This window comes from Chryseobacterium sp. Tr-659 (assembly GCF_011752975.1).
Classification (GTDB): domain Bacteria; phylum Bacteroidota; class Bacteroidia; order Flavobacteriales; family Weeksellaceae; genus Chryseobacterium.
The window spans coordinates 388,091-407,932 of record NZ_VWWP01000002.1; the positions used below are offsets into that span (position 1 = coordinate 388,091).

At 35.6% G+C, this 19,842-nt stretch carries 22 protein-coding genes; 16 read left to right on the forward strand and 6 right to left on the reverse strand.

Annotation, left to right across the window (positions count from 1 at the left end):
• Nucleotides 1–2: 2 nt before the first annotated feature.
• The 5 genes from F3J23_RS05965 to F3J23_RS05985 form a co-directional block, all read right to left on the reverse strand.
• A complete protein-coding gene (locus F3J23_RS05965) occupies nucleotides 3–1,358 on the reverse strand; it encodes a chloride channel protein (RefSeq protein WP_167025593.1) in 1,356 nt (451 codons plus the stop codon).
• Between the two features lie 42 nt (nucleotides 1,359–1,400).
• Nucleotides 1,401–2,027, reverse strand: coding sequence for a hypothetical protein (locus F3J23_RS05970; RefSeq protein ID WP_167025596.1), 627 nt, complete (start codon nucleotides 2,025–2,027; stop codon nucleotides 1,401–1,403).
• A 111-nt stretch (nucleotides 2,028–2,138) separates the two neighbouring features.
• Nucleotides 2,139–2,483: a hypothetical protein gene (locus F3J23_RS05975; protein ID WP_167025599.1), complete on the reverse strand. Its 345-nt coding sequence runs from the start codon at nucleotides 2,481–2,483 to the stop codon at nucleotides 2,139–2,141.
• Between the two features lie 242 nt (nucleotides 2,484–2,725).
• Nucleotides 2,726–4,033: a dihydrolipoamide acetyltransferase family protein gene (locus F3J23_RS05980; RefSeq protein WP_167025602.1), complete on the reverse strand. Its 1,308-nt coding sequence runs from the start codon at nucleotides 4,031–4,033 to the stop codon at nucleotides 2,726–2,728.
• A 63-nt stretch (nucleotides 4,034–4,096) separates the two neighbouring features.
• Nucleotides 4,097–4,924: an S-adenosyl-l-methionine hydroxide adenosyltransferase family protein gene (locus F3J23_RS05985; protein ID WP_167025605.1), complete on the reverse strand. Its 828-nt coding sequence runs from the start codon at nucleotides 4,922–4,924 to the stop codon at nucleotides 4,097–4,099.
• 133 nt (nucleotides 4,925–5,057) lie between these two features.
• On the opposite strand from F3J23_RS05985, the gene F3J23_RS05990 reads away from it, so the two are divergent.
• The 7 genes from F3J23_RS05990 (at nucleotide 5,058) to F3J23_RS06020 (ending at nucleotide 10,841) form a co-directional block, all read left to right on the forward strand.
• Entirely contained in the window at nucleotides 5,058–6,017 is a 960-nt protein-coding gene (locus F3J23_RS05990) for a PhoH family protein (RefSeq protein ID WP_167025608.1), read from the forward strand.
• Nucleotides 6,018–6,117: 100 nt separating this feature from the next.
• A complete protein-coding gene (locus F3J23_RS05995; protein WP_167025612.1) occupies nucleotides 6,118–6,795 on the forward strand; it encodes a porin family protein in 678 nt (225 codons plus the stop codon).
• A 119-nt stretch (nucleotides 6,796–6,914) separates the two neighbouring features.
• Complete coding sequence (locus F3J23_RS06000; protein ID WP_167025615.1) at nucleotides 6,915–7,580, forward strand: porin family protein; 666 nt, start codon at nucleotides 6,915–6,917, stop codon at nucleotides 7,578–7,580.
• A 145-nt stretch (nucleotides 7,581–7,725) separates the two neighbouring features.
• Nucleotides 7,726–8,226, forward strand: coding sequence for a hypothetical protein (locus F3J23_RS06005; RefSeq protein WP_167025618.1), 501 nt, complete (start codon nucleotides 7,726–7,728; stop codon nucleotides 8,224–8,226).
• A gap of 458 nt (nucleotides 8,227–8,684) precedes the next feature.
• On the forward strand, nucleotides 8,685–9,341 hold the full coding sequence (locus F3J23_RS06010; RefSeq protein ID WP_167025621.1) for an outer membrane beta-barrel protein: 657 nt from the start codon (nucleotides 8,685–8,687) through the stop codon (nucleotides 9,339–9,341).
• 82 nt (nucleotides 9,342–9,423) lie between these two features.
• Nucleotides 9,424–10,104, forward strand: a complete 681-nt coding sequence (locus tag F3J23_RS06015; protein ID WP_167025624.1) for an outer membrane beta-barrel protein — start codon at nucleotides 9,424–9,426, stop codon at nucleotides 10,102–10,104.
• A gap of 74 nt (nucleotides 10,105–10,178) precedes the next feature.
• Nucleotides 10,179–10,841, forward strand: coding sequence for a porin family protein (locus F3J23_RS06020; protein WP_167025627.1), 663 nt, complete (start codon nucleotides 10,179–10,181; stop codon nucleotides 10,839–10,841).
• A gap of 71 nt (nucleotides 10,842–10,912) precedes the next feature.
• Here the strand turns inward: F3J23_RS06020 and ffh are convergent, their stop codons facing one another.
• The gene (gene ffh / locus F3J23_RS06025; RefSeq protein WP_167025630.1) at nucleotides 10,913–12,274 is read right to left on the reverse strand and encodes a signal recognition particle protein; all 1,362 of its coding nucleotides are present in this window, start codon (nucleotides 12,272–12,274) and stop codon (nucleotides 10,913–10,915) included.
• A gap of 158 nt (nucleotides 12,275–12,432) precedes the next feature.
• Between ffh and F3J23_RS06030 the strand changes: the two genes are divergently transcribed.
• The 9 genes from F3J23_RS06030 to F3J23_RS06070 all read left to right on the forward strand — a co-directional run bounded on the left by F3J23_RS06030 (nucleotide 12,433) and on the right by F3J23_RS06070 (nucleotide 19,812).
• On the forward strand, nucleotides 12,433–12,804 hold the full coding sequence (locus tag F3J23_RS06030; RefSeq protein WP_167025634.1) for a hypothetical protein: 372 nt from the start codon (nucleotides 12,433–12,435) through the stop codon (nucleotides 12,802–12,804).
• 59 nt (nucleotides 12,805–12,863) lie between these two features.
• Complete coding sequence (gene atpB / locus F3J23_RS06035; RefSeq protein ID WP_167025637.1) at nucleotides 12,864–13,961, forward strand: F0F1 ATP synthase subunit A; 1,098 nt, start codon at nucleotides 12,864–12,866, stop codon at nucleotides 13,959–13,961.
• Nucleotides 13,962–14,013: 52 nt separating this feature from the next.
• On the forward strand, nucleotides 14,014–14,205 hold the full coding sequence (gene atpE / locus F3J23_RS06040; protein ID WP_027384648.1) for an ATP synthase F0 subunit C: 192 nt from the start codon (nucleotides 14,014–14,016) through the stop codon (nucleotides 14,203–14,205).
• 87 nt (nucleotides 14,206–14,292) lie between these two features.
• Nucleotides 14,293–14,790, forward strand: a complete 498-nt coding sequence (locus F3J23_RS06045; RefSeq protein ID WP_002979110.1) for a F0F1 ATP synthase subunit B — start codon at nucleotides 14,293–14,295, stop codon at nucleotides 14,788–14,790.
• A 2-nt stretch (nucleotides 14,791–14,792) separates the two neighbouring features.
• Nucleotides 14,793–15,332, forward strand: coding sequence for an ATP synthase F1 subunit delta (gene atpH / locus F3J23_RS06050; protein WP_167025641.1), 540 nt, complete (start codon nucleotides 14,793–14,795; stop codon nucleotides 15,330–15,332).
• Between the two features lie 16 nt (nucleotides 15,333–15,348).
• Nucleotides 15,349–16,926, forward strand: coding sequence for a F0F1 ATP synthase subunit alpha (gene atpA, locus F3J23_RS06055; RefSeq protein WP_167025644.1), 1,578 nt, complete (start codon nucleotides 15,349–15,351; stop codon nucleotides 16,924–16,926).
• 77 nt (nucleotides 16,927–17,003) lie between these two features.
• On the forward strand, nucleotides 17,004–17,867 hold the full coding sequence (gene atpG / locus F3J23_RS06060; RefSeq protein WP_167025647.1) for an ATP synthase F1 subunit gamma: 864 nt from the start codon (nucleotides 17,004–17,006) through the stop codon (nucleotides 17,865–17,867).
• Nucleotides 17,868–18,137: 270 nt separating this feature from the next.
• The gene (locus F3J23_RS06065) at nucleotides 18,138–19,496 is read left to right on the forward strand and encodes a hemolysin family protein (protein WP_167025650.1); all 1,359 of its coding nucleotides are present in this window, start codon (nucleotides 18,138–18,140) and stop codon (nucleotides 19,494–19,496) included.
• A gap of 10 nt (nucleotides 19,497–19,506) precedes the next feature.
• On the forward strand, nucleotides 19,507–19,812 hold the full coding sequence (locus F3J23_RS06070) for an ATP-dependent Clp protease adaptor ClpS (protein ID WP_167025653.1): 306 nt from the start codon (nucleotides 19,507–19,509) through the stop codon (nucleotides 19,810–19,812).
• Nucleotides 19,813–19,842 lie beyond the last annotated feature (30 nt).

Below are 19,842 nucleotides of genomic sequence, written 5' to 3' on the forward strand. Positions count from 1 at the left end.
AGTTAATTGTCTTTTTCCCTGATTTCTTTCAGAAAATTCACTTTCAGTACATCATATAAAGAGTGTCGACTAACCAGAATAGAGGCAATAGATGAGACCATTCCCGCAAGCATAAGATGGAAGATCAATGAGTGCCTGTCCGTCATTTCTAGAACAATAATGGCTGAAGTAAACGGAGCTCTGGTGATCCCTGTAAGAAAAGCTACCATTCCGGCAAGAACAACAACATTCGTTTCATTGGATGTTAAATGAATAGCACCTGCAATAACAGAACCAATGCTGGCCCCGGCGGTAAGAGCCGGCGCAAAAATTCCACCTGCACCTCCGGAAGTAAAAGAAAGGGCAGGGCCAAGCATCCTTAGAATAGGAACATACCAGTCTTCATGCTTATCTTTAGTAAAAAGAACTCGTTCCATAATTTCCTTTCCGGAACCCAGGATTTCTCTGTTGATGAAATAAGCAATTGAAGCAATAATCAATGCACAAATCACCAGAAAGACTACATTAGCTTTGTCGGTTTTCAGTTTTTTCTTTTTCCATCCGTTTATTCTGAGCATAATTACTGAAAGCTGGCTGGCAAGAATACCTGCGGCAGCTGCAACAAGAACAATCGGAAACATTACCATTAACGAAACATCACTGGTTTTAGGATATCCTAAATATAAATAAGATCCGGCTAGTGTTTGAGCTGTAAGACCGGCAATGATAACTGCCGTAAACAAGGCTGTTTTAAAGTAATTGATATGCGTTTTGGAAAGCTCTTCCACGGCAAATACAATTCCGCCCAAAGGTGTATTGAAAGCTGCAGCAAGACCGGCTGCTGCACCTGTCATAATCATGTTTTTCTTGGAGATCTTGGGCCACCAGTGGGGAAGATATTCATTAACTTTTCTGAAAACTGAACCCGCAATCTGGATTGTAGGTCCTTCTCGTCCTACAGCTCCGCCGCTGATCACCAAAACCACAGAAGATAGTATTTTAAAGATAATAATTTTAAGGCTTAAAAGACTTCTGATCTTTGTATGTTCTTTAGGGTTGGCCAGTTCTACAGCTGCCATCACCTGCGGAATACCGCTTCCTTTAGCATTGGGAGCAAACTCTTTTACCAGCCACCAGGAAAGTACAAATCCGATAGGAGCAATAATAAAGATCATCCATGCATGCCAGTCAAAAATAAAGTTCATCAGATTTTCCCCCCAGGCAAATACCTGGGCATAAAGAACTGCAAAAAAACCTGTAATCACTGATCCTATCCAGAAAGGAATAGCCTGAAGCAGATTGTTTTTCAACTGTTCATTTCTGATATTGTCAAAAGAATTTTTAATAGATTTCCGAATAAGGATAAGGAATTTCAGCATTTGTTAGTTTTGAGGGATGAAATTACGGGAAAAATTTGAAAACTAGATGTCGTTTAAAAATTTTGAGATGATTAAAGCATTATTTACGTTGAGCGTTTTAGGTAATCCAAATCCTAAAATATCGCTTTTAACTTCCAGCTTAAAATCTTCATCAGGAAAAGACTTTATAATCTCTTTTCTTTGCGGAGTTAAAAATGCCATGGTCTTGAAAGAATCACTTCCCAGAACATAGAAGTCTTTAAAATCTCTATTTTCCTTAAAATTAACGTTAAATTGACTGAAAATTCCTGCAATTTTATCAGCTAGCTTTTTCCTGTTGACGGATATAAACCCAAAATCTTCATTAAGCTTTTTTAACCCCCAAATTTCCAATGAATCATATTTATCGGTAGTACGGGCTCCTTTACCTGAAATGCCGATTGTATTCATAATGAAAAGATAAAACGTATTAGTTTTGTCTTCATTGGTGATGTAATAACAGATTTTTGGAGTTTTTAAAAGGTCCGGATCACCGGAATTGAATTGATCGTAAGGAGAATTTTTGATATCAGTAACTGAAATACTATAAATCTCTGAAAGCTGATCAAACATTTCAATAATTAATTTTTCTTCATCTTTAGAAAAATCAAATAATTTGGTAACGATTAATTTTCTGAAATCCAATTCCATCTCTACAATTGTTTTTTTGTTGAATGAAATTACGATTTAATATTTTATGTTACAATAAGAAAAGCCCGGAAAAAGAAAATCTCACCCGGCACCGAGTGAGATTTCTGTATTTTAATTTCCTAAAAATATAAGAGCTCCCAGAGCATATATGAATAAAAGAATTGCTATGAAAATCAAATTAACATTTCTGAGTTTGAATTTTCCGTTGCTTTGAAGAACTGCAGTCTCAATGATGATGAAAAGAAGCCATAAGGCATGAAAAATCATCATAAAAAATGCAATGCCCAGCGCTCCCCATCCTTTTGCCTGGATCATGCCAATGAAAAAACCAATAGTTCCTAAAATAATCACCGCAAGACGTATTCCAATATGAGTTCCTACGTTTTGACGGACAGGCTTATTGTTGTTTTCATCGTCCTGTTTTATTTCAAACAGTTCTCTTAACTCAGGATTCATTCCTTCTGCTTATTATACAATTTAACAAAAAACTGCAGAATACCAATAAAACCGATAAGGTTTAAAACTCCAAAAACTCGGTACATCTCTATAGTGTAGAGTTCAAAAAAACTTCCAACAAACTGAATAAGATCAATAAGAATAATCAGACTTAGTGAGATTATTGCAATTAAGGTAGCGTTTTTCATTTTTGTGTTGGTTATTGGTTTACTTCTTTTTAAATTAAATTCAGAGGAAATTATTTAGATTTCCGTGTTCAGATCCCAGTTTTCAAGGTAGTCATGAACATGCTTCAGCATCATTCCTCCTAAAGAACCGTCTACTACCCTGTGATCATAAGAATGAGACATGAACATCAGGTTTCTGATAGCAATTACATCTCCATCTTTAGTTTCAAGAACTGCAGGCTTTTTAACGATAGCTCCAATGGCTAAAATAGCTACCTGAGGCTGAGGAATGATTGGAGTTCCCATAAGGTTTCCGAAGCTTCCTACGTTAGAGATGGTATATGTTGCACCCTGAGTATCTTCAGGTCTTAATTTCTTGTTTCTTGCTCTATATGCTAAGTCATTGATTGCTTTTGCAAGACCGGAAAGTGATAACTGATCTGCATTTTTAATTACAGGAACAATAAGGTTTCCATCCGGAAGGGCAGTAGCCATACCGATGTTGATATTTTTCTTCTTGATGATATTTTCACCATTTACAGAAACATTGATCATCGGGAAATCCTGGATTGCTTTTACAACAGCTTTCACGAAAATCGGCATAAACGTTAATTTCTCACCTTCACGTTTTTCGAAAATAGCTTTGTTTTTATTTCTCCATTTTACAACGTTGGTAACGTCTGTTTCAATGAAAGAAGTAACGTGTGGAGCAATTTGTTTTGCTTTTACCATGTTTTCTGCAATGATTTTTCTCATTCTGTCCATAGGAATGATCTCATCACCTGCACTTACCGGAACGGTAGCTGCCGGAGCAGTTACTGCTGGCTGTGGAGTAGAAGCTGCTTGTACCGGAGCTGTTTGCTGAGCCGGCTGGCTTCCTCTGTTAGCAACATAAGCGAGTATATCTTCTTTTGTAATTCTTCCTTCTAAACCACTTCCTTTGATGGTTTTTAGTTCAGTTTCAGAAATGTTTTCCTGTTGTGCAATGGATTTTACCAATGGAGAAAGATAAAGATCTCCTGAGAATTCTACGTTGGAAGCAGCTACTGTTTTTAATGGCTCTTCAATAGTTTTTAAGGTGTCCGCATCCGGAGCCGCTGCCGGAGTTTCAGTTTTTACTTCTTCTGAAGCGGTACCTTCTCCTTCAATTTCTAAAATAGCAATGGCCTCACCTACTTTTGCAACTTCATCTTTTTGCTTTAAAATCTTTATGATTTTCCCCGAAACTGGTGTCGGTACATCTGAATCTACTTTATCTGTTGCAATTTCTACTACGGAGTCATCCTCCTTTACGTTATCACCTTCATTGAATAACCAAGTGATAATTGTCGCTTCCATAACACCTTCTCCCATGGAAGGAAGCAATAATTTGTATTCTGCCATTTTTGATTTTTAGATTTTGACAAATATATAAAAAAAATCGGTTTTTTTATGAAATATATAATCTTAGCTGAATTCAATATAGATATTTTCACCTACATTCAATCCAAACAGGCTTTTAGCTCCGTTTTTCTTACTTCCTTTATAGATCGTTAGCTCCAACAACTGGCTGTCATTGAAGATTGCCGCGGACTGCCCGTGAAATTCCGTCTCCCTTTTCCAATCTGAAACAACCTCCGTATGGCCGGAAAATATTCTGGAAAGCGTAAGATTTCTGAATTTTATCGTAAAACTGTCATATCCTTTGCTGATATTTTCGAAAAAATCTTTATTGATATTTGAGATTATATTTCCGAAATTATCAATGTAAGTAACTTCACCAATGATCATTCCTTCAGATTCATTATAAACCGGTCTTGGGAACATCAGCTGCTTCGAAGTATGAATCTTTCTGCCTATAACTTCAGGGAGCCCGCCATTGGCAAGATGTACTGCAGCAGGAACAAAAATGTCGGTTGATGTAAAGTTGATAACATCATCAAAACGATTGTTCAGTGTCAGTTCATACATCGTTTCAGGCTTAATATCGAAAAATATAAGGCTTAAGAGACCGTTGTCTGCGGCAATAAAATAAGATCCGTCTGCTTTGTAAAGAATATTTTTTCTTGATTTGTTGTAAAAACTGTCTACCGAAAGGATATGAATGCTTCCTTTCGGAAAATATTTATAAGCATTTCTTACAATATACGAAGTCTGTATAAGGTTGAATGCCTGGATGTCGTGGGTTATATCAATAATATTAACCTCAGGGTTTAGAGACAGAATTTTGCCTTTCACAGCGGCAACTCTGTAATCTAAATTTCCGAAATCCGAAGTAAGGGTAATAATTGACATGAGCAATTTCTAGAATAGTGTAGTATTGCAAAGTTATTTAAAATAAAAAGAAAGCCCGAAAGATTGTTGAAAAGAATTTGATATAAATTTGAAAAAAAGCTTTAATTTTAAAATCTAAAAATAAAAATACTGCATGTTTGAATTAACATATGATTTGGAAGATATCGATGCGAAAATCTTCTATGGAGTTAATAACCAATATTTCAACTTAATAAAATCAAGCTTTCCAACCATTAAAATTACAGGAAGAGATCATTTTATCTTTGCCATGGGAAATCAGGAAGCTTTAGATATACTGAAGCAAAAACTTGATGATATTGTGAAATTTATCTCAAAAAACAATTCAATTGGCCTTAAAGACGTTGAAAATATTCTGAATATTAAAGATGAAAATGAAAAACAGTTGATTTTCGATCAGGATATTATTGTAAAAGGTGTCAATGGAAAAGTTATTAAAGCAAAAACAACCAATCTTAAGAAACTCGTAAAGGAAACGGAGAAAAAGGATATGGTTTTTGCCATAGGTCCTGCTGGAACAGGTAAAACATATACCAGTGTAGCTTTGGCGGCAAGAGCTTTAAGAGACAAAGAAGTAAAAAGAATCATCCTGACAAGACCGGCTGTGGAAGCAGGAGAGAGTCTTGGATTCCTGCCTGGTGACCTGAAAGAAAAACTGGATCCGTATTTGCAGCCTCTATACGATGCACTTCGTGATATGATTCCTCATGAGAAGCTGGAAGGCTTTATGGAGAAGAAGGTAATTGAAGTAGCTCCTTTGGCCTTTATGAGAGGGCGTACACTTGATGATGCCTTTGTGATTCTTGATGAAGCTCAGAATACTACCCACGCCCAGATGAAAATGTTTCTTACCAGAATGGGGATGAATGCCAAATTCATCATTACAGGAGATCCGAGCCAGATAGACCTTCCGAAGAACCAGCAATCCGGATTGAAAGAAGCCATGAGAATTTTAAATGGCGTGAAAGAGATTGGATTTGTGCATCTTACAGAAGAAGATGTGGTAAGACACCCGGTGGTAAGAAAGATTATTCTTGCTTACAACGATGAAGAAAAAAGACTGAGAAACGATTAATTTTTTGTTATCAGAAGTTTACATTTAGGTGAAGTTTAAGATACATTCGATCAATCCTAGAAAAAATGGGAATATATTCGTAGAAATTTTAAACTTAACCATGAAAAAACTTTTACCAATTGCATTAATTTCTTTAATAGGAATAAACTTAAATGCCCAAAAAAATACAGTCGGAATCAGAACCGGAGTTGGACGTTCTACTTTGCAGACGGACTATGCCGATTCTGATTTCGATTTTTCATCTAAAGGCATCATCACTGCACATGTTGCTATTTTTCTTGAACATAAATTGAATGAAAATTTTGCTTTACAGACAGAGTTAGGCTTTGCAAGGGCTGGTGGAAGAAATCGCTGGAATTATCAGGTAGATGAATCTCGTAATTATGATATTGTAAATGCTATTTCTCTGGGAAAACTAAACATTCCTTTAATGGCTAAATATTATTTCAATGAAAACTTTAATATTAATGCGGGGGCCAATCTGGCTTTTGTTGTGGCTGCAGAAAGTAAATACAGAACCAATGGCAAAGACGGATTGGAATTGTATACAAACTTATTGAGAGAGGCTGAGGATATTAAGAAAAAAATAAAAACCTTTGAAGTAAATCCTTTCCTGGGAGTAGAATTTCATTTGAGTAAAAAAATATTCATAGACGGCCGTTATATTTTTGGAATATCTGACATTTCAAAAAATAATAATGGAGAAGGTTATAATAAGCTGAAAAGTAGCTCATTTCAGATTGGAATAGGCTTTAAATTTAATAAATTAAGCTTTTAGGTTTATGTTTTAAATATTATATTTCCTTACATCTGCCTCATAAAAAAACAGCACAAATTTTCCTTTTAAAAAAAAAAGACTATTTTTGCCACCGATTTAATTAAAAAAAACTATTAAACATGAAAAAACTTCTACTTATTGCAGCGGTTGCTGTTATGGGGATTTCTGCTAATGCACAAGAATTTCGATTTGGTCCAAAAGCTGGATACTCTTACTCTACAGTTAAATTAAAAGGAGACGGGCAGTCTGAAACATCAGATCCTTTGCATACATTTTATATTGGTGGTATTGCTGAATATAAACTGAGCGATAAATTTGCTATTCAGGGTGAACTTCTATACTCACCGCTTGGGGGTAAAGTAAACGTGGCAGAGGCTGATCCGGATAATCCTACTACATTTTTAAATGTAAAGGCAAAACAGACGTACCATACATTAATGATCCCTTTGTCTGCTAAATATTTCATCACTGAAGGCTTATCTGTTTCTGCAGGGGCAAGCTTTGGGGTAATCCTTTCTGCAAAACAAAAGCTTACAGCTGATTTCGGATTCGGAATTCCAGGATTCGAAATTGATGCGAATGATGAAAGAGATATTAAAGACCAGATGAATACTTTGAATATCGCTCCTTTCCTTGGTGCTGAATATGCATTGGAAAACGGATTGTTCTTTGATGCGAGATACAACCTTGGAGTTTCTAACCTTGCAAAACACGCAGAAGGAAACGAAAAACTAACGAACAGCTTCGTTCAGGTAGGTGTTGGTTTCAAATTCGGAGGAAACTAATTCTGTAAAATTTTATCAGAAATAATTAAAAGACAGGACATTGTTGTCCTGTTTTCTTTGTTTTAAAAGGCTTCATTCTTGTGATTTATTTTTATGATGAAAATAATTAGTATTTTTGCGGGGTAATTCAAAAGCTACTAAAAAAATGAAAAAACTATTATTACTAGGTGCTTTCGCACTGTTAGGAGGTGCTGCCCAAGCGCAGGAAGGTTTTAAAATTGGTGGGCATATCGGGGTTCCGGTATCTGATGCAAGTGATGTATCTTCGTTTACATTAGGAGTAGATGCTGCTTATATGTGGAATATCGCTAAAGGTCTTGACCTTGGGGTTACAACAGGGTATTCTCATTTTTTCGGAAAGGATCATTTTGATGATTTTGGATTTGTTCCTGTAGCCGTTTCAGGAAAATACAGATTTTCCGGTGCTCCTATTTTCGTAGGATTAGATTTAGGATATGGTATTTCTACAAAAGACGGTGTGGATGGAGGTTTCTATGCACAGCCTAAATTCGGATATCAGATGTCTAAAGGAGAGTTGTACATAGGATACCAGTCTATCAGCAACAAACGCCATCTTCCGGGGTGGGGCAGCTACAGCTGGAATGTAGGAGCTGTTAACATCGGTTATAACTTCTTCCTAAAATAAGAAACAAACAATCGTATATTCTAACTCCGGCCGAAGGCCGGAGTTTTTTATGAGTTTATATCGTATCTATATCTGTATTTTAATATTTTTTTGATATAAGATGTTTTTACAGGCCTAAAAACAATTAAAACAACCTTGGAATATAAACCGTTGTTTAATTTTTAAGAGTTAATAGATTAAATGTTAACATTTTAACAAAATTGATGTGGTGGCTTTAGCGTATTTCAGGGTTTTTAGTGGAAATTTTAAAATTTAAAAAGGTAAACATATTCATCTCTTATTGATAAAAAGTGATTTTTTTATTCATAATATTGTGAAAAACTCAAAGGGTTCTTTTAGATAAAATTTTTTCCTGTAAAATGGTAAAATTTAACAATGATATTAATCACATTAACAAATTTTAATATTAGTGGCCCCCACTGTAAATTTGCCATCAGAAAGTATTAAATTTTTAAAAAATGAAAAAAGTATTATTAGCGGGTGCTGTTGCACTTTTTGGTTTATCAAACGCTCAGATTGCTAAAGGAACTACATATTTATCAGGATCTGTTGGTTATTCTCAAAAAGAAACTAACAACGGAAACCTTAAAAAAGAAAACTTCAACGTATTACCTACAGTTGGATATTTCGTTAACACAAACTTAGCAGTTGGATTAGGTATTGGTTACCAAACTGAAAAAAACACTTCTACAACTACTGCTACTTTAGGTAACACAACTATCGTAAACGAGAGCGTAACTAAAGCTCCTGCTTTTGTTGTTGAGCCATTCGTAAGAAAATATTGGACTTTATCTGAGAAGTTATACATCTTCGGACAGTTAGCAGTGCCAATGCAGTTTGGAAAAACTGAAGTTGAAAGCAGCTCTGTAGCTACAACAGGTAACTCTGTAGTTACAAACTCTACTTCTACTGAAGCTAAATACACTCAAATTGGTGTTACTGTGAAGCCAGGTTTAGATTATTTCTTAAACAAAAACTGGACTATCGAAGCTACTATCGGTGAATTTGGTTACAACAACTTCAAGCCAAAAGATGGTGATGCTACAAACAACTACAACTTCGGATTGAACTTATCTTCTGTAACTTTCGGAGTTAAATATGTATTTGCAAAATAATAAACAAAGCATATAGCAATAAAGCCCTGAGAATTATCTTGGGGCTTTTTTTAGTCTGAAAACTTTTTTTAATATAATAATCATGAAAAAAATCTTATTAACAGGTGCTATTGCACTTTTCGGTCTGTCACAGGCACAGATTGCCAAAGGAACTGCCTATCTTTCAGGACAGGTAGAATACAGCCATACAGAAAGAACCGAAGTAAATAACGGGATGAATACGAATACCGGAATAAAGGAAGATGTTGTAAAAATTATCCCTACAGCCGGTTATTTCGTGGGTACTAACCTCGCCGTAGGATTAGGAGTAGGGTATAAAAGTGCTGTTAACAAATACAAATTAAGCAACCCTGGCTTTGGCGATTTATTGGAGATAAAAGAAACAGATAATGTATTTGTTGTGGCTCCATTCGTAAGAAAATACTGGAGTTTATCTGAAAAACTATACATCTTCGGACAATTACAGGTTCCGTTGGAATTTGGTCAGGAAAAGCTGGATATTAACAATGATGTTCAGGGGGGAGATCCTTTATTATCTCATTCTTTTTCCGGGAAGAATAATTACACAAATATCGGAGTGAATATCAAACCGGGATTAGATTATTTCTTAAATAAAAACTGGTCTATTGAAGCTACTATCGGTGAGTTCGGATACAATACCTACAAAAGAGACCTTGAGGGAGCTAAGAGAACCAATGACTATAAGTTTGGTTTGAATTTATCTTCTGTAACTTTTGGAGTTAAATATGTATTTGCAAAATAATAAATAAAATCAGAGCTTTGAGATATCTTCTCAAGGCTTTTTTTAGTTTGAAAACTAATTTAAATATAATAATCATGAAAAAGATCTTATTAGCATCTGCATTGGCATTATTTGCAGGGCTGAACGCTCAGACAACATTCGGAGTAAAAGCCGGATATGCATTATCAAAACTGAACTCTAATGAAAATGACATTGAATTCGGTGGAATTGAAGGTGGATTAAAATCCAAGTCAGGGTTTTATATCGGAGGTTTGGTTGAACATAAATTTAATAATAAGTTTGCCATTCAGGGAGAGGTAGAATATGCTAATCTTGGAGGAAAAGCAGAAGTTTCGATGCCTGGTATTACCGTAACCGAAAAAATGAATCTTAACAGAATTATAATTCCTGTTTCTGCAAGATATTATGCTACTCCGGAATTAGGGATTTATGCAGGTCCATATGTAAGCTTTAAAACCAATAATAAAGTTAAATTTGAGATGAGCGGTCCTAATGCCATGATGGTAGATCCTTCAGGCATCAGAGAAGGGGAGAGATATGTTGAAAAATTTCTGGATGATTCTTTAAAATCTACAGACTTTGGTTTGTTCTTCGGGGCAGATTATAATGTTTATAAAGGTCTGTTTGTAGATGCACGTTATAGCTTCGGGCTTACAAATATGATCAAAAACCCTGTGGATGGTGAAAAACTGAAAATGAATTTCTTCCAGCTTGGTTTAGGATATAAGTTTAAATAAACGAGTCTTTATATAAAAACAAAACCTCCCAGGGATTCCTGAGAGGTTTTTTATTGAATGATGTTGTCTTATTATTTTCCAAACATTCCGCCCATTCCAGGCATATTTGGCATTTTGCTCATCATCTGCATCATTTGCTTTCCTTGAGGTCCTTGCATCATCTTCATCATCTTACCCATCTGATCAAACTGTTTCATCAGTTGGTTTACATCTTCAATTTTTCTTCCGGCACCCTTTGCAATTCTGTTCTTTCTCTGAGTATTGATAATAGAAGGTCTTCTTCTTTCTTCAGGAGTCATGGAATAGATGATTGCTTCAATATGTTTGAAGGCATCATCACTGATCTCTACATCTTTGATGGCTTTTCCAACTCCCGGGATCATTCCCATTAGGTCCTTCATATTACCCATCTTCTTGATCTGGTTGATCTGCTTAAGGAAATCATCAAAACCAAATTCGTTTTTAGCGATTTTCTTATGAAGTTTTTTAGCTTCTTCTTCATCAAACTGTTCCTGAGCTCTCTCTACCAGGGAAACAACGTCTCCCATCCCTAGAATCCTGTCTGCCATCCTTTCCGGGTAGAAAACATCTAAAGCCTCCATCTTTTCTCCTGTAGAGATAAATTTGATTGGTTTTTCAACAACAGAACGGATCGTTAATGCAGCACCCCCTCTTGTATCACCATCTAACTTGGTTAGAACAACCCCGTCAAAATTCAAAGCATCGTTGAATGCTTTTGCTGTGTTTACAGCATCCTGACCTGTCATAGAGTCTACTACGAAAAGTGTTTCCTGTGGTTTGATGAAGTAATGTACAGATTTGATCTCGTTCATCATCTGCTCATCGATCGCTAAACGACCTGCTGTATCGACGATAACTACATCATGGCCGTTTGATTTGGCAAAATTGATCGCATTTTCAGCAATTGTAGACGGATTAGTAGAACCTTCTTCAGTATAAACAGGAACTTTAATTTGCCCTCCCAATACTTTCAGCTGGTCAATTGCAGCAGGACGATAAACGTCACAAGCTACCAATAAAGGTTTTTTATTTCTTTTTGTCTGTAAATAATTAGCAAGCTTTCCTGAGAAAGTCGTCTTACCGGATCCCTGAAGACCTGCAATAAGGATTACAGTTGGTTTTCCTGAAAGATTGATTCCTTCCTGAGAACCTCCCATCAGATCTACCAATTCATCATGAACAATTTTCGTCATCAACTGTCCCGGAGTAAGGGAAGTAAGTACGTTTTGTCCTAAAGCTTTATCCTGAACTCTTTTAGTAAGATCTTTTGCAACTTTATAGTTAACATCGGCATCCACCAATGCTCTACGAATCTCCTTTACGGTTTCCGCTACGTTGATTTCAGTAATTTTTCCTCTTCCGGAAATATTATGTAATGCCTTGTCTAATTTATCCTGTAAACTATTAAACATATTTATTGTAAATTATAGGTTTGCAAAAATAAGGATTTTTTGGGATATCTAAAGTGTTCGGTACGTAATATTATATATATAAAGAAAAAATGATAAATATCAAATGTTATCATAATCCGATAGAAAAAGTCTATTTTTGCGATCAATTAAAATTTAGAATGAAAATTAATCCCAATATTCTTGTTGTCGTTTTATTCTTCCTGACTTTCCTGGTGCATTTTTCCTTATGGAAATTTGTTTTCCACCTGGATGAAATTACGATCATTAAATTTTATCTTTTTCTAAGTGTTATGTTCATGATGATGATTACTCTTGTCATCTTAATCAATAGAGTAGCACCTCAATTTTTAGGATTATCTGTCATAGGTCTAATTCTTTTGAAATTTGGTTTGATGTACTTAATCAGAAAAAAACTAAACTTTGAAATGATTCCTGGCTATAAATTTCATTTCATTATCCCATATTTTATCCTGACAGCCCTGCTTACATACTATGCAATCGGGCTGATTAACCATGATAAAAAACAGTAAAATTATTTATTGAAACTAGAAAAATTATCATATTTTTGCACAACGAAAAAAACCTATCAATGTTTAAGAAATTCGCAGTTTTATTTTACAGTATTTTTGTATTAAACTTAGTGTCTGCACAGCATGGCGAGGCTACCACTGGTGAGGCTCCTGCTAAAGAGCTTTCAGAGAAAGACAAAGTAACTAAAGAAAACAAAGAGTTCATCGATCATCACTTGTTGGATGCTCATGATTTCACATTGATGGTTGACAAAGAAGGTCATCACATTGGTTTCCCTCTTCCGGTTATTTTTTATGACAACGGATTCCATTCTTTCATGAGTAACAAAGAAGGATTTATGCATGGAGAGCCAACTGAAGTGGATGGAGCTTATTATGTATTGCATCATGAGAAGATCTACAAGACAGATGAGAAGGGGACGATTACTTTAGATAAGAATCATCACCCAACACAAGAAAAAGTTTTAGATCTTTCAATTACGAAAAGTGTTTTGATTATCTTCTTAGTGTCAGTTTTTATGTTTGTGTTGTTTGTTGGAATGGCTAAGTCTTATAAAAAGTCAGTGGTTCCTACTGGTGCAGCTAGATTTCTTGAGCCTTTGGTGATTTTTGTAAGAGATGAAATCGCTATCCCAAACATTGGGCACAAGTATAAAAGATTTATGGGTTATTTATTAACAGTATTCTTCTTTATTCTTTTCCTTAACGTTTTAGGATTAATGCCTTTCGGAATTAACGTTACAGGTAATATTACAATGACATTCTTCCTGGCTATTCTTACTTATCTGATTACAACATTCTCAGCTAATAAAGATTACTGGAAGCACATCTTCTGGATGCCTGGAGTTCCGGTTCCAATGAAGTTTATTATGTTGCCAATTGAATTGTTAGGAACAATCACTAAACCTTTTGCTTTGATGATCAGACTTTTCGCTAACATGACTGCAGGTCACATTGTAGTAATGACTTTGATCGGATCTATCTACATTTTCAAAAATTGGATCGCAGGAGTAGCATTCCCGTTCTTAACGTTGGTGATTTACTTGCTTGAAGTGTTGGTAGCATTCCTACAGGCTTATATCTTTACAATGTTATCAGCTTTATTTATCGGAATGGCGGTAGAAGAGCACGAGCATGAACATCATGCGGCTCACTAATTGAAGAAAATTAAACAAAGTATTTAAAAACAATTTTTTAAAATTATATATTATGGAAATCCCTAGAATTATTGGTGCAGGTCTTATCGTACTTGGTGTAGGTATCGGTCTTGGTAAAATCGGAGCTGCTGCTCTTGAAGCTATCGCTAGACAGCCTGAGCAATCTGGAAAAATCCAAACTGCTATGCTTATTGCAGCTGCACTAGTAGAAGGTGTTGCATTTGCTGCGTTATTCGCATCATAAGCCAAACAAAACAAAAACATTGTTGCAGCGGTTGGCTGCAGCAATGTTAATTTTAAAAAAAGTAATAATTATTTATACATTTATATAATGGAATTAATTCATCAGTTTTCATCAGGATTATTTATTATCCAGTCTGTTATTTTTCTAGCATTATTATTTTTGTTAGGTAAATTCGCTTGGAAACCTATTTTAAAGTCTATCAATGACAGAGAAACATCTATTGTTGACGCTCTTAATCAAGCTAAATTAGCAAGAAAAGAAATGGAAACTTTAAAAGAGGATAACGAAAGAATCATTCGTGAAGCTAAGATCGAAAGAGATGCTATCCTTAAAGAAGCTAGAGAAATTAAAGACAGAATCGTAGGGGAAGCTAAAGATGTTGCTAAAGCTGAAGGAGACAAAATGATCGAAGCTGCTAAGCAAACTATCAATGCTGAGAAAAATGCTGCAATGGCAGACATCAAAACTCAAATTGGTACTTTATCTGTAAACATTGCAGAGTCTATTTTGAAGCAAAAGCTAGACAACAGCGAAGCTCAAAACGAATTAGTTCAAAATTATTTAAACAAATCAAACCTTAACTAAGAATGCTTACATCTAAAGTAGCTAAAAGATACGCACAAGGTTTACTTGACTTCACCAACGAATCAGGTCAAACGGCTACTGTATTTTCTGAAATGAAAGATGTAGTAAAGGTAATGGCTGAATCTAAAGATCTAAATAAGTTCTTCCTTACTCCTTACATCGATTCTAAAAAGAAAATAGAAGTAGCAAACGAAATTTTCAAAGGTTTATCTGTTTCTTCTCAGAACCTGATCAGATTGGTAATTAAGCACGGTCGTGAAAGCCAATTGAAGAATATCGCTCAGGAATTCATCAACAAAGTTGAAGACCTTAGTGGTGTACAAAGAGTAACGCTTACTACGGCAACTCCGCTTTCAAAAGAGAACCTTGATCAGATTTTAAGATCTACCAATCTTGTTAATGCTGATTCAAACTTTGATCTGAAAGTAAATGTAAAACCTGAAATTCTTGGAGGGTATGTTCTAAGAGTAGGTGACCAGCAGGTAGACGCGTCTGTGAAGACAAAATTGAACCAAGTTAAAAAAGATTTCCAATTAAATTAAGAAAAACAACCATACAATGGCAGAAATAAATCCGGCAGAAGTATCTGCGATCTTAAAACAGCAATTGGCCAACTTCGATACTCAATCAAATGTTGAGGAAGTAGGTACAGTTTTAACCATCGGTGATGGTATTGCTCGTGTATACGGGTTAGAAAACGTACAATACGGAGAGTTGGTGAAATTTTCTAGTGATGTAGAAGGTATTGTACTTAACCTTGAAGAAGACAACGTAGGTGTTGCTCTACTTGGAGAAAGTAAATTAGTAAAAGAAGGGGATACAGTAAGAAGAACAAACAGAATCTCTTCTATCAAAGTAGGAGAAGGAATGTTAGGAAGAGTAGTAGATACTCTTGGTAATCCTATCGATGGTAAAGGTCCTATTACAGGAGATTTATACGAAATGCCATTGGAAAGAAAAGCTCCTGGAGTTATTTTCAGACAGCCGGTAACTGAGCCTCTACAATCTGGTATCGTTGCAATTGATGCGATGATTCCTGTAGGAAGAGGTCAGAGAGAGCTTATCATCGGTGACAGACAAACAGGTAAAACTACTGTTGCGATTGATACGATCATCAACCAAAAAGAATTCTTTGATGCTGGTAAACCAGTATATTGTATATATGTTGCTATCGGTCAGAAAGCTTCTACTGTAGCACAAATCGTTAAAACTCTTTCTGATAAGGGAGCTTTAGCTTATACTGTAATCGTTGCGGCTAACGCATCAGATCCGGTTCCTATGCAGGTATATTCTGCAATGGCAGGAGCTTCTATCGGTGAATTCTTCAGAGACACTGGTAGACCGGCACTTATCGTTTATGATGATTTATCTAAACAAGCTGTTGCTTACCGTGAGCTTTCCCTACTATTAAGAAGACCACCGGGCCGTGAAGCTTACCCTGGAGACGTTTTCTATCTTCACTCAAGACTATTGGAAAGAGCTGCAAAAGTAATCGCTGATGATGAAATTGCTAAGCAGATGAATGACTTACCAGAGTCTCTTAAGCCAATCGTAAAAGGTGGTGGTTCATTAACTGCACTTCCAATTATCGAAACTCAGGCTGGTGACGTTTCCGCATATATCCCTACCAACGTAATCTCTATTACAGACGGACAGATCTTCTTGGAGTCTGATCTATTCAACTCAGGGGTTCGTCCTGCAATCAACGTAGGTATCTCTGTATCAAGGGTAGGAGGTAATGCTCAGATCAAATCAATGAAAAAAGTATCTGGTACATTGAAACTTGACCAGGCTCAATATAAAGAATTAGAAGCGTTTGCTAAATTCGGTTCTGACCTTGATGCTTCTACTTTAGCTGTTATCTCTAAAGGAGAAAGAAACGTAGAAATCCTTAAGCAGCCAGTAAATGCACCACTTCCTGTAGAAAGCCAGGTAGCGATTGTATATGCTGGAACAGAAAACTTAATGAGAAACGTTCCTATCAGAAAAATCAAAGAATTCCAACACGAGTATATCGAGTTCCTAAGATCTAAGCACCCAGACACAATGGCTGCTATCAAAGCTGGAAAAATCGATAACGATATTACAGGTGTTCTTAAGCAGGCAGCTAACGATTTAGCTTCTAAATACAACTAAAAAAATTCAATGTTTAAGGTTTAGAATATAGTGTTTTAAACCTTAAACTTCAGACCTTAAACTTTGAACCCAAATTAATGGCAAACTTAAAAGAAATACGAGGCAGAATTACGTCAATTTCATCTACGATGCAGATTACACGTGCTATGAAAATGGTTTCCGCTGCGAAACTTAAAAAAGCACAGGATGCAATCGTAATGTTAAGACCATATTCTGAAAAATTACAGGAGCTTATCCAGAATGTAAATTCTAGCTCAGATCCTGATCAGATTTCTGTATATGCTCAAAAAAGAGAGGTTAAAAGAGTACTTTTCATCGCTGTTACTTCAAACAGAGGTCTTGCGGGAGCTTTTAACTCTTCAATCGTAAAAGAGCTTAATATTCAGTTTCAGAACAATTCTCAGTATGAGATTGAAGTTCTTCCTGTAGGTAAAAAAGTATACGATGCTGTAAGAAGAAACCGTTCAGTATATGCTAATGGAAGTTCTGTTTATGATAATCTGAACTTTGATGCAGTTGCTCATATTATTGAAGGAGTAATGACCAGCTTCACAGAAGGTAAATTTGACGAAGTGTATGTTATTTATAACAAATTCGTTAATGCAGCCACTCAGGAAGTAACTACAGAAAAACTTCTTCCGATCTCAATGCCTGAAAATACAGAGCCACAAGTTGAAACAGATTATATCTTTGAACCGAACAGAGCAGAGATCTTGGATAACTTGATTCCAAAGTCAATCAAAACTCAGGTTTTCAAAGCAATCTTAGATTCAGTAGCATCTGAGCATGGAGCAAGAATGACAGCAATGCACAAAGCAACAGATAACGCTCAGGCTTTAAAGAATGATCTTGTGATCTTCTACAACAAAGCAAGACAGGCTGCAATTACCAATGAAATTTTGGAAATTGTTTCAGGAGCAGAAGCTTTGAAAAATTCGTAAAGAATTATTTTACATATAATAAGAAAGCATCGATATTTTCGATGCTTTTTTTATTCCCGGCAACAGAAAATCGCTAATTATTACTTAAAAAAACACGATTACTCCGAAAATGAACCGGAACATCGAAATATTTTTTTCTTTGAAAAATAGCCTGTTTTATGATGCCATATTTCTCTTCTAAAAATTCCTCTGCTGAAATCATACATCCCGGATTCAGGTTATTTATATTTTGCATATCTTTGTACCTAATAAAATTTATACAACCTCTAAATGGACTCGGACATAGTCAGGCTTTTGCTGGCCTTATTTCTTGTTTTACTCAATGGCTTCTTCGTAGCCGCAGAATTTTCAATTGTTAAAGTTCGTTACTCACAAATCCAGTTAAAAGCCGCAGAAGGCAATTCTATGGCTAAACAGGCAGAACATATCATCAAACATCTGGATGAATATCTTTCCGCTACACAATTAGGAATTACATTAGCATCCCTTGCCCTTGGTTGGGTGGGAGAAAGTGCCCTGCATCATATTGTTGAAAATATTTTCACCTCCCTGAACGTTAATTTAACTCAAACAACAATTACTACTATTTCAGTAGCTACAAGTTTTGTGCTGATTACCATTATGCATATTGTATTTGGTGAGCTTATTCCAAAATCAATCGCAATCAGAAAATCTGAAGCGACAACAATGGCTACTGCCGTTCCGCTGAGAGTTTTCTACACCATCTTCAAACCTTTCATCTGGTTGATGAATTCCATGTCCAACGGTTTTTTAAGACTAATTAAAATCCACCCGGCATCAGAACAGGAAATTCACTCTACGGAAGAGCTTCAGCTTTTGGTAAAACAAAGTGCAGACAGTGGTGAAATTGAGGAAGAAAACTATGAAATCATTAAAAATGCTTTCGATTTTACAGATCATTCAGCCAAGCAGATTATGGTTCCGAGACAAAATATTACTTCCATAGATTTTGAAGAAGATGTGAATGCCATTATCAATAAAATTATGGATAGCGGTTATTCCCGTATTCCTGTATATATTGATTCTATTGATAATGTGATCGGAATTTTCTACACAAAAGAAATTATAAGAGAATTTGTTAAAAGAAAAGGAGATCTGGATCACGAAGACCTTAAAGATTTGATGCGTGATGCCTTTTTTGTTGTGGAAAGCAAAAAAGTTTCAGATTTATTGAAAACGTTCCAGCTTAAAAAACAACATATCGCAATTGTTATCGATGAATTTGGTGGTACTGAAGGTATTATTACCCTGGAAGATATTCTGGAAGAACTTGTAGGAGAAATTCAGGATGAAGAAGATGAAGAAGAAAAAATTGTCGATAAAATAGCAGAAAATATCTATTGGGTACAGGCAACTCAGCCTTTGGATGAAATTAATGAGTTCCTGCCTAAAAAGCTGCCACTTTCAGAAGAAAGCGAATATAATTCATTAGCCGGATTTATCCTTTACGAATTGGAAGAAATTCCGGAAGAAAATCAGGAGTTTGATCTTGAAAATTATCATTTCAAAATTCTGAAAATGAATAATAAAAGTGTGGAACTTGTGGAATTGATCTATCATGAACCCAATTCAATTGATAATTTAGCCGATAAAATCGGAGAAGTTTAAAACTGTCAGAATGAATTTTTATAATAGCATAAAAGATTACGAAAACCCGAAACGTCAGTATGAAGAAGAAGTTCTTGTGCTGGATGATACGGATGATGTCTATAAACTCGTGCTGCACAATGATGATGTTCATACCTTTGATTATGTAATCGATTGTCTGATCGAAATCTGCAAACATACACTGGAACAGGCAGAACAATGCACCATTCTTGTCCATTACAAGGGCAAATGTACTGTAAAAACAGGCTCATTGGATGTTTTGAAGCCTATGCATGAAAAATTACTTTCGCGCGAATTAACGAGCGAAATTGTATAAAATAAAAACCGGACAATTCATTGGCCGGTT